The organism is Methylobacterium sp. BTF04 (assembly GCF_010692745.1).
In the GTDB taxonomy this organism is placed as follows: domain Bacteria; phylum Pseudomonadota; class Alphaproteobacteria; order Rhizobiales; family Beijerinckiaceae; genus Methylobacterium.
Map to the genome: position 1 here is coordinate 1 of NZ_JAAHTB010000031.1, position 13,490 is coordinate 13,490.

9 protein-coding genes, 1 tRNA gene and 3 pseudogenes are annotated in these 13,490 nt (G+C 66.7%); 4 read left to right on the forward strand and 9 right to left on the reverse strand.

The window, feature by feature from the left end; genetic code table 11:
• Positions 1–547: 547 nt before the first annotated feature.
• Positions 548–1,039: pseudogene (locus G3T14_RS16865) on the reverse strand (DDE-type integrase/transposase/recombinase); the annotation flags it as partial.
• A gap of 29 nt (positions 1,040–1,068) precedes the next feature.
• Positions 1,069–1,227, reverse strand: a pseudogene (locus tag G3T14_RS16870) (IS110 family transposase); the annotation flags it as partial.
• Between the two features lie 236 nt (positions 1,228–1,463).
• Here G3T14_RS16870 and G3T14_RS25115 point away from each other — a divergent pair.
• A pseudogene (locus G3T14_RS25115) lies at positions 1,464–1,708 on the forward strand (ISL3 family transposase); the annotation flags it as partial.
• 53 nt (positions 1,709–1,761) lie between these two features.
• Here the strand turns inward: G3T14_RS25115 and G3T14_RS16875 are convergent.
• The 7 genes from G3T14_RS16875 to G3T14_RS16905 all read right to left on the reverse strand — a co-directional run bounded on the left by G3T14_RS16875 (position 1,762) and on the right by G3T14_RS16905 (position 11,154).
• Entirely contained in the window at positions 1,762–3,600 is a 1,839-nt protein-coding gene (locus tag G3T14_RS16875) for a recombinase family protein (protein WP_163643705.1), read from the reverse strand.
• A gap of 484 nt (positions 3,601–4,084) precedes the next feature.
• Positions 4,085–4,176 (reverse strand) — tRNA-Ser (locus G3T14_RS16880).
• Between the two features lie 13 nt (positions 4,177–4,189).
• The gene (locus tag G3T14_RS16885; RefSeq protein ID WP_163643706.1) at positions 4,190–4,987 is read right to left on the reverse strand and encodes a glycosyltransferase family 2 protein; all 798 of its coding nucleotides are present in this window, start codon (positions 4,985–4,987) and stop codon (positions 4,190–4,192) included.
• A 71-nt stretch (positions 4,988–5,058) separates the two neighbouring features.
• Positions 5,059–6,615: an AMP-binding protein gene (locus G3T14_RS16890; protein ID WP_348645292.1), complete on the reverse strand. Its 1,557-nt coding sequence runs from the start codon at positions 6,613–6,615 to the stop codon at positions 5,059–5,061.
• A gap of 238 nt (positions 6,616–6,853) precedes the next feature.
• Complete coding sequence (locus G3T14_RS16895) at positions 6,854–8,137, reverse strand: methyl-accepting chemotaxis protein (RefSeq protein WP_246733399.1); 1,284 nt, start codon at positions 8,135–8,137, stop codon at positions 6,854–6,856.
• Between the two features lie 495 nt (positions 8,138–8,632).
• Complete coding sequence (locus G3T14_RS16900; protein ID WP_163643708.1) at positions 8,633–10,843, reverse strand: HWE histidine kinase domain-containing protein; 2,211 nt, start codon at positions 10,841–10,843, stop codon at positions 8,633–8,635.
• A gap of 8 nt (positions 10,844–10,851) precedes the next feature.
• Positions 10,852–11,154, reverse strand: a complete 303-nt coding sequence (locus tag G3T14_RS16905) for a SelT/SelW/SelH family protein (RefSeq protein WP_163643709.1) — start codon at positions 11,152–11,154, stop codon at positions 10,852–10,854.
• A gap of 193 nt (positions 11,155–11,347) precedes the next feature.
• On the opposite strand from G3T14_RS16905, the gene G3T14_RS16910 reads away from it, so the two are divergent.
• Genes G3T14_RS16910 through G3T14_RS16920 form a run of 3 tightly spaced genes read left to right on the forward strand, consistent with a single transcriptional unit; the run spans position 11,348 to position 13,416 of the window.
• Positions 11,348–11,995, forward strand: a complete 648-nt coding sequence (locus G3T14_RS16910; protein ID WP_204262910.1) for a LemA family protein — start codon at positions 11,348–11,350, stop codon at positions 11,993–11,995.
• Between the two features lie 58 nt (positions 11,996–12,053).
• Positions 12,054–12,794, forward strand: coding sequence for a TPM domain-containing protein (locus G3T14_RS16915; RefSeq protein ID WP_163643737.1), 741 nt, complete (start codon positions 12,054–12,056; stop codon positions 12,792–12,794).
• Complete coding sequence (locus G3T14_RS16920) at positions 12,784–13,416, forward strand: hypothetical protein (RefSeq protein WP_348645293.1); 633 nt, start codon at positions 12,784–12,786, stop codon at positions 13,414–13,416. Before G3T14_RS16915 ends, G3T14_RS16920 begins: the two co-directional genes overlap by 11 nt.
• Positions 13,417–13,490 lie beyond the last annotated feature (74 nt).

Sequence of the window (13,490 nt, forward strand, 5' to 3'; positions counted from 1 at the left end):
TCCCACAGGTCGAAGAGCACCCAATGTCCCAGTGCTTCGAAGTCGCGAATGATGTATTCCGACAGGCGCCGGTCGTCCGACACAAGCAAAATGTCCATAATCTGCCCGTTTCCTCTCGGACGATAAAATCGAACGACCACACCGGCTGCTTGGTCAACTATGGCATCGACAAGGGTTGTAATAAAAGCTGCGACTGGTAACGCGGGTGGGTGGGGGGGGCAGCATGGATTTTCAGTCGAACTGAGCCTACTGTATCTCGAAAATAATTAAGAAATTATCTTATGAGACACATATCAAGCCAATTTGGGTGGGCCTGTGGCTCGATAATTTGCTGATCCAAGGCGCGATTTACGCCCTGGGGTTTTGGGGCCTGACGAGGATACGATGGCCGCTCAAGTGCTGCGGCAATCGGAATTCGATGCAGGAGGCCTTGCACGTCTCTGCCACGTGTTCATGCGATTGGGCTTCGCATCCCCCCGCCTGCTGACGCTCTCGGCGGGCGGCGTACTGAACCGCCCCGGGTTTCCCGGAGGCTATTTGGTTTGAGTCACGCGGCCCAGGCTTGCGCCTCGGTCTGTGAATGGTAGCGCGCTTCGGCCTCGGCGGGAGAGATATTCCCGATCGGTTCGAGTAGCCGACGGTGGTCGAACCAGTCGACCCATTCGAGCGTGACGAACTGGACGGCCTCGAACGATCGCCATGGCCCACGCCGGTGGATCACCTCGGCCTTGAACAAGTCGATCACCGTATCGGCGAGAGCATTATCGTACGAGTCACCGACGCTGCCAACTGAGGGTTCGATGCCTGCCTCAGCAAGGCGCTTGGTGTAGCGGATGCTCACGTATTGCGACCCGCGGTCAGAGTGACAGACAAGGCCGCTGCCGGCGAAGGGGCGGCGCTCGTACAGAGCTTGCTCCAGGGCATCGAGCACGAAGTCCGCCCGGGCCGATCGCGACACGCGCCAGCCTACGATCCGGCGAGCGAAGACATCGATCACGAAGGCCGCAAAGACGAATCCCGCCCAGGTGTGTAGGGCGGTGACAAAACCATCCACTGGAGCGTCGGCGGGGCGCCGCAGCAGGCCTCCATCGCGACGACACAAGCCGGAAGCTTGGCCGTCAGGCCGACAATCGTCTCGCGCCGTGCGCGACGACGCAGAACCACCGCTCCGGCGGGGTCGAGGCCGACGAGGCTACAGCTGTTTTTGCCGAGATCGATACCCAGCACGGCGACTGAACTCTTTGCCATTCCCGATCCCTCCATTCCTCCAAGGCAGCAGAATGCCACCAACGGTTCGGTAAGGGGCGGGCCATCCCATAAGCATGAGCGGGGCTGGGGGCGACGAGGCATGAGGTACGGCGGTTCTCGCTCGGTTGCGAGAGAGGCGGTGCGGGGACGGGCACGGCTGGCATGCTACCGGAAGGAGACCGAAGTCCGGCCGCCCGCTGGATCTGCGTCTGGTGATCCAGGTCGTGGTACGGGATCGCTCGACCGAATATGCCCGTGTGGGACCACCATGGGTGGGCCCGACGTCGTTAGGGTCGCAGATCGACGGCATCTCCTGCTCAATACCCGGCAGATGGTCGAGCGTTGGCTCGCCCGCGTCCATCCGCGTCTGAAGCGTTTGCCGGCACGCTGGCCCGGGATACCCGATCGTCCGGCAGGTGCTTCACACCGTCGAGCTGTCCTCGAACTCGCACGGAATGCTTAGGTTCGATAGCGAGTTCGCCTTCCGCACTATCCCTGGAATCAGGCAACGCATCAGCGGGTCGGTTTTCCGGTCCTTCTCGGTGCCGCTGCGTTTGCACGGAGCCTGCGCGTCGCCCATGGATTTCTGCAGCCGGCATTCGACGGGGGTTCTGCATTTCTGCCTTCGATCCTGTTGACGAGGCAGTCCGTATTCAGGTCGGCGACAGTCGGAGAGCCGATGGCGACCAAGGCGTTGTATGCGAGCTGCCAACGGCCGCTTGAGATCATGAAGCCCATGCCTCCGGAACGACCATGGACATCGAAGGGCGGAGGAAGGTGCCTAAAGCCGAGGATACCGCAGCGCAGGTAGAACAAGGTGGCATCGAGGATCTCTCTCTTGTGCCTGCTTTTGTAGTCCCTCCAGACTTCCGAAACGACGGCCCAGTCTTCGTCCGTCGTACCCCACTCGTTCGCTTCGGCCTTACGTCCGTAGAACGCCATCAATTCCGGCATGCGGACCGTCCCGGTATGAGGCGGCGGGCAGGTCCGTTCATAGCGGACGACTGGTTGATGCACGTCCGCTCCCTGCGTACCGGACACCAGATCGACCAACGAGGCTTCGATCACGAGGCGATACCCCGCCTGACCCGGGGGCCTGTCGTGTAGGACGCGCACGATCAGTCTACGGAGGGCAGCGACGAGAAGGATCTCCTCCTCGGTCGCAGCCTTGATCGGCATGCGCATGATCAGGTCGTCGATGGCGAATCGCAATGATCTGGCAGCCTCCGGGTCGAAGTCGGCCACCCGGTCCGGCATCCTCAGTTCCGCGACCCGTGAGATCAACCGAGCGCGTTCTTGCTCCCACACCTCGCGGACGCGGATCATGGTCTCGTCGCTGAAGCCAGCTCGAGCTGATTGGACGGCACTGCCGAGTATCTGTTCGTCGATCCGTTCGATTTGGAGCAGAAGCCTAGCGCGGGCGGCGAGCGTAGTCGTACGTGCCTGCTTCATCGCTTCGACGTAGGTCCGCGCGAACAACGCGACGGCCTCGTCCGAAAGGATGTTGTCTCGGATCTCGCGAAGAATCTCCGTTTCTACGAACAACGAACTGGTGAAGCCGGGCCTGTCGCACGTACCGAACTCGCGTGCGGCCGCGCAATGCAGGCTGCGTACGCCGTCGCGAATGGGAGCCCGCATCTTGGAGCCGCAGGTGCACTCGTAGCGTCCGTGAAGAAGTAGAACGCTTCCGCTTCTCCGTTCGGTCTGCTCGCCGTCCCCTTCCTTCGCCGCGTCCCAGCGGCAAAGCAGCTCGTCGGCCCGACCCCACAGTACGGGGTCGACGAAGCCCCAATCCGGCTTCTCCAGCTTCACCCAGAGGCTCGGCGACCGTAGCGTGCGCTTGGTCTTGGCGCGGCCGGGCGTGCGCAAGGTCATGCTGCGGCCGTGGATGTACCAACCGATATACTTCGTATTGCGGAGGATGCCGTCGCCGCGCGAAGGTCGCCCGATGATCGCGTGGTAGGTCCACAGCCCGCCATCGGGCGACTCGATGCCGTCCTTGTTGAGGATGAAGGCGATGTTCCGCGGATGGACGCCGGACACGAAAAGCGTGAAGATCCGCACGACGACTTCCTGCTCGGTAGCCTCCGGCGCGAGCGTTCCGGCCTTGGGCCCCCTGCGGAAACCATACGGAATGCCCCCCATGTTGGCACCGCTCGCTGCGGCCCTCCATGATGCGTAGCCGGTCGTACGAAGAAGTCGGGCACGCTCCTCCATGGCGCAGAGGCTGAGGAAGACGGCCTTGATGTTGTCGATCCGGCCGATGGCACTTCCCGAAGCGACCCAAATCTCCACGCCGAGCGCGGTGAATTCGTCGAACAGGACCAGCGTATTTGAGACGCGTCGCGACAACCGGTCCAACCCGAACAGGATGATGCGCGTGAAGGCCTTCTCGGACCCGACGCGCGGGCTCCGCTTTGTCTCCCAGGGGCCGCCTGCCAGGCGTCGGAGCGTCGGGTTCGAAGGAACGATCGGAAAATTCCCGTTCCTTCGGCAACCCCGGCAACCCGACCGCTAGTTTTTTTTCGACGAGCGCCGCCGCGCCGGCTCTCAGACAAGCCCATCGCTCCTCCACCTCGCGGCACTTCTCAAGGTGCCGCAGGCGCGCCGATGCCGGGTCCTTGGTGTGGAGCGAGGCCTTCTCCTCCGACCGTCCTAGAAGGAGTTGCAGGTCCTTCGGCACGCGCCTTCGAAACCAGTACATACCCGTTTTGGGGTGTCGCCACGGCCTGGCAATGGGGAGAATCATCGGTGGACCACCCATGTGTACCACTCGGCGGCCCGCAGGTCGTTGAAAGACCTGACGTTCTTGAAAAACAACGACAAAAGGAAGGAATGGCGGAGACGGAGGGATTCGAACCCTCGATACCCCTTTCGGGGTATGCTCATTTAGCAAACGAGTGCCTTCAGCCGCTCGGCCACGTCTCCGCAGGCCGTCGATCTAGGATTTCGCGTTCCGCGGGTCAAGCCGCGAATCGATATGGCGGCGCTCATAATGCTTGGCCACCCGCAAGTGGCGCGAGATCGCGTAGTTCATCGCCGTGAGGAAGCCGTAGACCCCGCGCACGAAGTGGCGGCGGCCGAGATAGGCCTTGAGGAAGTTGCCGGGCAGCTCCACGAACAGGCGCCAGGTCGGGATCGCGACACCGCGCGCAGCCAGATCGTCCGCCTGCTGGTCGGAGTAGCGGTTGAGCTTGTCGAGCTGGTCGCCGAGCGAACGCACCGAGAAATGGTGGATCACGCCCTTGAGCCGGCCGACGCTGGCACCCTCGCTCAAGTCGACCCGGTCGTGGACGGGTGACGGCGAATAGCGCCCGCGATCCTTGCGGTAGAGGCGCACCGGGGTCAGCGTATAGGCCCAGGGATGTGGCCGGTTCTCTCCCGGGAAAATCTCGGCGATGCCGATGCGGTAGGCCGGGTGGGCCGGCTCGCCTGCCGCGAACAGCGCCCTGATCCCCGCCGCGAGGTCGCCCGGCACCACCTCGTCGGCATCGACGTTGAGCAGCCAGGCGTGACGGCACAGGTCTTCGGCGAAGCGCTTCTGCGGGCCGTAGCCGGGCCAGTCGTTGTGGATCACCCGCGCGCCGAGCGAGGCGGCGAGAGCCGGCGTGCCGTCGGTGGAGCCGGAATCGACCACGACGAGATCGTCCGTCAGATCGCGCACGGCCCGGATCGTCGCGCCGATCCGGTCGGCTTCGTTGTGGGCGATGATGAAGACGGAGAGCGGGAGCGGGGTCATGGAGCCGGGGCCGATGGGCGATGCCCCCGCTCTATCGGCCGGGACGCCCCCCCACAACCTGCCCGGTGCCATCACGCCTTGTCGTCAGCTCTGCCGAGGCGCTTGCGCTGGACCTTGCCGTTGGCGGTGCGGGGGAGGGCGTCGAGGAAGCGGATCTCGCGCGGACACTTGTAGGCGGCGAGCCGTTCGCCGCACCAGGCGATCAGGCCGCCGGCATCCTGGGTCGCGCCGGGCTTCAGGACGACGAAGGCGGCGATCACCGTGAGGTCGACGCGCACGGCGAGTTCGGTCACGCCCACCTCGGCCACATCCGAATGCTCGCCCACCACGCCCTCCACTTCATTGGGCGAGACCCGGTAGCCGAGCGCGTTCATCAGGTCGTCGTTGCGGCCGTGGAACCAGAGGTAGCCGTCGGAATCGAGGCTCGCCAAGTCGCCGCCCGCGAACCAGTCGCCGCGCAGGACAGCCGCTTCCTCCTCGGGCCGGTTCCAGTAGCCCAGCATCAGGCCGGGCTCGGAGCGATGGACCGCGAGCAGGCCGGTCTCGCCAACGGCGAGAGGTTCGGGCGCACCGTCGCGTGGCAGGATCGCCACCCGCCGGCCGGGCTGCGGCTTTCCCGGGGAGCCGGGTCGTACCGGCACCGTCGGGCCGCTCGACACGTAGGTGGAGATCTCGCTCATGCCGAGCGCCTCGTAGAGCGGCTTGCCTGTTGCGTGTTGCCACGCCTCGAGGAGTTCGCGCGGCAGCGCTTCGCCGGCGGTGACGCCGTGGCGGAGGCTGGACAGGTCGTAGGCCGCGAGGTCGGCGTATTTCAGGATCTGACGATAGAGGCTCGGCACCGCGGCGAAGAGGGTCGCGCGATGCTGCGCGATGAGGGCGGGCCAGATCGCCGGGTCGCGCGGTCCATCATAGAGCACAGCGGTGGCGCCGCAGGCCCACGGATCGGTGATGCCGACGCCGAGGGTGTAGGTCCAGTTCATCGTGCCGGCATGCAGCATCACGTCGGAGCGCGTCAGGCCGAGCCAGTGCGCATGCATCGGGCGGCGGCCGTAGACGGCACGGTGGGCGTGGAGCACCCCCTTGGGGCGGCTGGTGGTACCGGAGGTGTAGACCAGGGTCGCGGCATCGTCGGCCGCCGTGTCGGCGTAGTCGGCCACGGGAACGCCCGCCTTCATCTGCGCGATCGCGTCGGCGCCGAGCAGGATGCGGTCGCCGAGGCTGTCGCGGTCGACGGCGCAGTCGGCACCCGCCACGACGATGGCCGCCCCGGAATTCTCCAGGAGAAACGCGGCTTCGCCGGGCGTCAGCTGCGGCGAGGATGGCAGCGCGACGAGGCCGGCCGCCAGCGCTGCGAAGTAGACGAGGACGTAATCCACGTCGTTACCCATGCGGATCATCACCCGCGCACCCGGCGCCGGTGCGAGGGCGAGCAGGCCGGCGGCGATGCCACGCACGGCGCGGTCGACCGCGCCGAAGGTCATCCGGCTGGTGCGACCGCCCGCGCCGGCCATGACGAGGGCGAGCTTGTCGGGGTGCAGCCGGGCATTGTCGGCAAGGCAGTACCGGGCGGCGTTGAAGCGCGCCGGCACGGTTTCGTCGCTGAGAGCGGCGGGGATTGTGGCGGACACGGGCTCGGGCTCCTCTGTGGTCCTGTCCGATGCCAAATCTTACTCGACGCCAAATCTTACTCGACACCGAGTCGAAAACCGACCTGAGGTTCATGCCGCGCCATCGCCGGAGCGGATGTCGGATCCGATCGGACGCCGCGACGGCCTCTCGTCGATTGGCCCCCTCGATACGCGAATGCGCGACCGGCACGAGGGCCGGCCGCGCATTCGCGCCGATTCCAAGAGGTTGCCGGCCGGATCAGGTGCGGCCGGTCATCTCCTTGGCGGCTTCGATCATCGTCTTCATGGCCTGCGTCGCGGTGCGGTAGGCCGGGGTGCCGGTGTCCCAGTCGTTGGCGGCCACCGCCGTCACCATGCGCTCGGCCTCCGCCTGTGCGGTGATCTCGGCCTCGGCGAAACGGGTGAGGGCGGGGTGATCGCGCAGCGGACCGGTGCGCAGATCGGCGGCGATGCTGTGCTTGACGCCCGTCATCGTCGACAGGCTGCGATCGGCGGTTCCCTGGCCGACGAGAACCCGGGCGAGCTTGCGCTTCCAGACGCCGATATCGGCCGGCAGGCGCACCAGGGCGTAGGCGGGAAGCGGATGGGCGCCGGGCTCCAATGACGTCTGTCCGAAGGTCTCCGCCCGCACCAGACGGGTGGTGATCTGCTCGATCTCCTCGTGCGTCTTGGCCGCCTTGGCCGCGATGCTCTGGACACTGGTGGAAATCTCTCCGGTGGCCGAGCGCTGCTGGCCGAGCATCTGGGAGATCGCCTGGTTGAGGTCGCTCGCCTGGGCGATGCGGTCGTTGGTGTCGCCGACGCGCTTTTCGAGCTGTTCGACGATGGCGCGTCCGGTGCTGACGGCGGTGCGGCTCTCGCCGACCGCCTGCGCGATGGAGCCCATTTCATGGGTGAGGGTGCCGAGCAGCGCGCGGATCTCTCCGGTGGACTTCGCCGTCTGCGCGGAAAGCGATTTCACCTCCGCCGCCACCACGGAGAAGCCGCGACCGGCCTCTCCGGCACGGGCGGCCTCGATGGTGGCGTTGAGGGCGAGGAGATTGGTCTGGCTCGAGATCGCCGCGATCGCATTGGCCATCACCTCGATCTGCGCGACGGCACGCTCGAGCACCAGAACCCGGTCCGAGATCTGCGACGTGCGACTGTCGATCTCTTCCATGGCGGTGCGCGCCTGCTGACCGTCGCCGATGCAGCCCTGCATGGCGTCGAGGGCGCCCTGCGCCACCTGCACCACGGTGTCCGAGGTCTGGGCGACCTCCGCGATCGAGGCCGCCATCTCCTCGGTGGCGCCGGCGATGGTCTGGGTCGCGCGGGCGACCTCACCGATATCGTAGGTCATCCAGCCGATGTTGATCGCGGCTTCCGACGCGTCGCGGGCGATGAACGCGATGTTGCCGAGATTGCGGACGCTGTCGCGCTCGCCGCTGGCCTGCAGCTTGACGAGAGCGGCCTTGAGCGGGCCGTCGGGCAGGTCGGCGGTGCGGATGTCCTGGGACGCCAACAGGGCCTCGACCGCCTTCAAGAGTTGCGCCTCATCGGAGGTGCTGGCCTCGGTCGAAGTCGAAATGACGGCCGGGCTGTTTTTCTGCGGCCGTAAGGATGGGAGCCCGAACATATGTGACGTATCCCGATGGAGGTATTCCAAAGGGATTACAACGTGGCGCTTAACAGCGTCTTAGCGCTTCGCCAGCATTGCGGGAGGACGACTAAATCCTCGAAAGCATGACCGCCTCCATGTTGCATTGCGGTATTTGCTCGTAAGTCATGGAAAAGAACGATATTCTTCCGATCTACGATAGAATACCCTTATAGATGCCGCAGCGTTCGGAAACAAAACGCTCGACTTGTACCAATGGAGCGCTTGTGCTTTCGATTACGTTGTAACGGTTCCTGGCACACGCGGTGATTGCAGGGACGGTGCGGCTCAGCGTCCGTGTCCCCGGTCGGTCGCAGCGGCCCCACCATCCCGAGGGCTCCGCCTGAAGGGCGTGCCCGCACCGGACCAGCGGTGCTCGTATCAAGCCGTGTCGTATCGGGCGATGTCGCGCGGCGGAATCAGCCCGGCCTTGCGTTCGAGCAGGGTCGGCGGCGGTACCGGGGCCGCGATGGTGCAGACGACGCCGGTGGGCGCGTACAGGAGTTGCACCTCGCCATCGAGTTCACGCGCCAGGCTGCGTTCGATCAAGCGCGAGCCGAACCCCGTGCGGGTCGGCGGCTCGACGCGAGGACCGCCGCTCTCGGTCCAGATCAGGGACAGCGTGATGTCCGGCTCGCGCTCCACGCCCCAGGCGATGGTCACGGTGCCACCCTCCTGCGACAACGCCCCGTACTTCACCGCATTGGTGCCGAGCTCGTGCAACGCCATCGCGATCGAGAGGGCGAGGCGCGGCGGCAGGCGCAGGGCCGGCCCGGATACGACGAACCGCGAAGGATGGCCGTCGGTGGAATTGAGGGGCGCGATGGCATCGGCCACGACTGTGCCGAGTTCGGCCCCGTCCCAGCTTTCGCGGGTGAGCACGTCGTGGACGCGCGCGAGCGCCAGGAGCCTCGCCTCGAAGGCAGCCCGGGCGGCGGCGGCTTCGCCGCCCTCGAGGCGGCGCAGGGATTGGCCGGCGATGGATTGCACCGTGGCCAGGGTGTTCTTCACCCGATGGTTCAGTTCGTGGATCAGGAGCAGCAAATGCTCCTCGGCCCGCTTGGCATCGGTGACGTCGACGTTGCAGCCGGTATAGCCGAGGAATGTCCCGGTATCGTCGGAGCGGGGGACGCCTTCGCACCGCAGCCAGCGCACGACGCCGTCGCGGTCGACCACCCGAACCTCGGCGCGGAACGACAGCCGATCGATGAATGCCTGCGCGAACAGGGTCGAGAACCCGGCCAGATCCTCCGGGTAGATGATCTTGTGCCAGCCATCGCCGGTGAGCGTGGCCGCCGATGCCCCGAACATGTGCTCGAAATGCATGTTGGCGAAGCTGATCTGCGCGTTCTCGTCGGTCATCCAGATCAGGGCGGGCGCCGAATCGGCCATGTGACGGAAGCGTGCCTCGCTTTCGCGCAAGGCGGACAGGCCCCGCTCGGTCTCGGCCAGCGCCCGGTCGCGCTCGGCCTCACGGGTGCGCAATCGCAAGGATGCATCCGCCAGGACGTCGCCGAGACGGCTGATCTCATGGATCGGCGAGGTGATGCGCGGGATCGCCTCGCCGCGCGCCAGGGCCGGGCCGGTGGCCGCGAGCCGCCGCAACGGGCGCGAGACCCGCGACCACAATGAGACGGCCAGGATCGAGGAGGTCGCCAGTACCAGCAGGCCGAAGCCGCAGAACGCCCAGATCCAGTTGCGCAGGCGGGCCTCGACCAAAGCCTGCGGAATCACCGCGCCGACGGTCCAGCCGGTCAGGCGCGAGCGCGCCTCCACGACGGTGACCGGCCGCATCGTCCGGTCCTTGCCTTCCCAGACCCCGGGGGTATCGGTCTGGTACTGCCGCAGCGTCGCGAGCCGTGGGCGCCCGATGATGGCGTCCGTATCCGGAAGTCGGGCGAGCACGATACCGTCGCGATCGGAGATGCCGGTGGACCAGCCCTTGACGTATTCGCGGGCGAGGATGTTCTCCAACCGGCTGACCGGCCCGCTGAAGCTCAAGATGTAGCTGACCTCGCCGTCGCCCTGAACCGGCACGGCCACGGCGTAGACCGCCGCCTCGGGGGTGGTGCCCCGGATGATCCCCGAGACCATCGCCCGCTGGCTGCCGGTGGCGATCTCCTTGTCGAACGGCATGGTGATGCGCGGCAGCGGCGCGCCGGGGGGCACCGCCGTGTTGACGAGCTCCTGCCCGTCGGGACGGCGCAGCAACAGCTCCAGGCCGACCGCATTGCGCACCAGGCGGGCCTGGGTGTCGAAGTTCGCGAACTCGGCATCCTTGAGCCGTGGCGACGTCGCCAGGGTCTGCAGCACCGAGACGAGGCCCGCGGTGTCGCGGTCGAGCGAGAGGGCGATGCCGCGGACGTTCTCACGGGCATCCTGCTCGAAGCGCGCCCGCTCGGTTCCGGCGTAGCGCGCGAGCAGGATCGCGGTGAACAGCAGCCCCGGCCCGATCAGGGCGATCACCAGGGCGACCAGGTAGACCTGCGTCGAGAATCGCTGCTGCCGTACCCGGCCCAGCGCCCGGCCGAGCCGCGTGCGCGGCCACCAGCCGCGTCGCCCGTTCTCGGGGCTGCCTGCCTCAGGCCGCATGCCGTCCATCATGGCCGATCGATATGACCGAGGTCGCGCGTCGGGACGAGCCGGTCGCGCACCCGCTGCTTCAGGGCCTTCACATCGGGAAAGCCGCCATCCACGGTGCGGTCCCAGATGATGTCCGGCCCGCAGGCGATGACGAACACGCCGCCCGTACCCGGCACCAGGGCGACCTCGCCGAGGTCGTCGCGGAAGGTCGAAAGGAGTTCCTGTGCCATCCAGGCCGCCCGCAGGAGCCACTGGCATTGTGTACAATACGTGATGGCGACCCGCGGCTTCGCCACGGGCGGTGGAGGCGTTTCGTCCATGGGCGGCACAGCGACCGATCCCTCCGATCTTGTCAACCTCGACCGGGCCGGCCCGATCGGGCCGGGATTCGTCCGATCCCGCCGGTTCCTGTCCTTTTTCCGCGGCCGGCGACGCCTATCTGACAGAAGGACGCAGCGGCATGTCGGTTGCGTCCCCATACCCATGCTCTCCGCCGTCGAGGAATCTCCGCCCATGCGTCCAGGCGCTGCCACCATTGCCGGCTTCCCGTCGCTCTTCGGTCGGCTTCGTATCCAGCCGCTTCGTGCGGCCGCCCTCGCCGTCGCGCTCGCGACGTCGCTCACCGGCTGCGGTGCGATCAACCGGGTGCCGACCCTGGAGGAGAGCGCCAAATCCTCCTGGAGCGAGGTGCAGAACCAGTATCAGCGGCGCGCCGACCTGATCCCGAACCTCGTCGAGACCGTGAAGGGCTATGCCCAGCAGGAGAAGGATGTGCTCATCGGCGTCACCGAGGCGCGCGCCAAGGCATCCAGCGTGAAGGTCGACGCCTCAACGGTGACCGACCCGCAGAAATTCAAGGAATTCCAGGACGCGCAGAACCAACTCTCGGGCGCGCTCGGCCGCCTGCTGGTCACGGTAGAGCGCTACCCGGACATCAAGTCGAACCAGAACTTCCTCGCCCTGCAATCGCAGCTGGAGGGCACCGAGAACCGGATCGCGGTGGCGCGGCGCGATTACATCGGGGCTGTCCAGGCCTACAACACCGAGGTCCGCACCATCCCGGGCCGCTGGATCGCCGCGTGGTTCTACCCCGAGGCCAAGCCGATGGAGACTTTCACGGCGACGCCGAATTCCGAGCGTCCTCCCAGCGTGAAGTTCTAGGCGTCCCGTGCCAGCCGCGCGCGGCCGGACCCCACTTGCCCATCGCGTCGGCCGGGTTCTGCTCGGCCTGACGCTGTTCGCCCTGGTTCCGGTGCTTGCCGCTGGACCAGGGCACGCCGCCGAGCCGACCTTTCCGGCGCTGACCAGTCACGTGGTCGATGCGGCTCATATCCTCAAGCCCGAGGACGAGGCCGCGATCGAGGCCAAGCTGAAAGCCTACGAGGACAAGACCTCCGATCAGGTCGTCGTCGCCACCGTGCCGAACCTTCAGGGTCTGACGGTGGAGGATTATGCCAACCGGCTGTTTCGCGCCTGGGATCTCGGCCAGAAGAAGACCAACAACGGCGTGCTGTTGCTGGTGGCGCCCATCGATCGCAAAGTTCGGATCGAGGTCGGCTACGGACTCGAGGGCGCGCTTACCGACGCCCTGTCGAAGGTCATCATCACGACGGCGATCACCCCGCACTTCAAGACCGGGGATTATGTCGGCGGCATCGGTGCCGGCGTCGATGCGATCCTGACCATTCTGGCGGGCGACGCGCAGGAATGGCACCGCAAGGCGCAGGTTCGCAGCGACGAGGCCGATCCCACCCAGGTGATCCTGTTCATCGTCGTGTTCTTCATCATTCTGTTCGTGGTCTACCGGATGAATCGCGGCCGTCGCGGTGGCGGCTTCATCATCCTGCCGGGGCCGTCCTCCGGCGGCTGGAGTGGTGGTGTCTCGGGTGGGTTCGGCGGCGGCGGATTTTCCGGCGGTGGCGGATCGTCCGGCGGCGGAGGGGCGTCCGGTGAGTGGTAGGACTGATGCGATGCTCGGGCGCTCAGGCCGCGACCGGGTCTCCGAGGCGGTGCGGGCTGCGGAAGCGACGACCTCCGGCGAGATCGTCGTATTGGTGGCAAGACAGGCCGGTCTCTATCGCTCGGCGCCCCTGGTTCTCGCGCTCGTGATGGCGCTCGCCCTGCCAGGGCCGCTGATTCTGCTCACCCCGTGGAGCGCGGCCTCCATCGCCCTGGCCCAGGCCGCCCTGGCCCTGGTGATCCTGCTGGCCGGTGCGGATTCACGCCTGCGCCTCGCACTGGTGCCCCGCAGCATCCGGCGGTCCCGGGCGCACGAGGCGGCGTTGCGGGAATTCGCGGCCCGCGGCGTGAGCCGGACGCGCGGGCGCACCGGAATCCTGATCTACCTCGCCTGCGCCGAAGGGCATGCCGAGATCGTCGCCGACACGGCGGTGGCCTCCCGGCTGCCGAGCGCGGCGTGGTCCGGCGCGATCACGGTGCTGCTGGAGGCCTTGCGCCGCGGCGAGATGGAGTCCGGCCTCGTGGCGGCGATCGGGCAGGTCGGCACCATTCTGGCGGATGCCTTGCCGGCTGCGCCGGGCGATTCGGACGAATTGCCCAACCGCGTGATCGTCCTCGACTGAGCGGCGATGCGGAGGCGCATTCACAGGTAGCCGCCGCCCCCGCGCCTGACAAAATTGACATTCGTTATGCGATT

Coding starts and splice junctions, on each gene's coding strand:
- G3T14_RS16905 (WP_163643709.1), bottom strand. CDS start 11,154: ATGGACGAAACGCCTCCACCGCCCGTGGCGAAGCCGCGGGTCGCCATC.
- G3T14_RS16910 (WP_204262910.1), top strand. CDS start 11,348: ATGCGTCCAGGCGCTGCCACCATTGCCGGCTTCCCGTCGCTCTTCGGT.
- G3T14_RS16900 (WP_163643708.1), bottom strand. CDS start 10,843: ATGCGGCCTGAGGCAGGCAGCCCCGAGAACGGGCGACGCGGCTGGTGG.
- G3T14_RS16885 (WP_163643706.1), bottom strand. CDS start 4,987: ATGACCCCGCTCCCGCTCTCCGTCTTCATCATCGCCCACAACGAAGCC.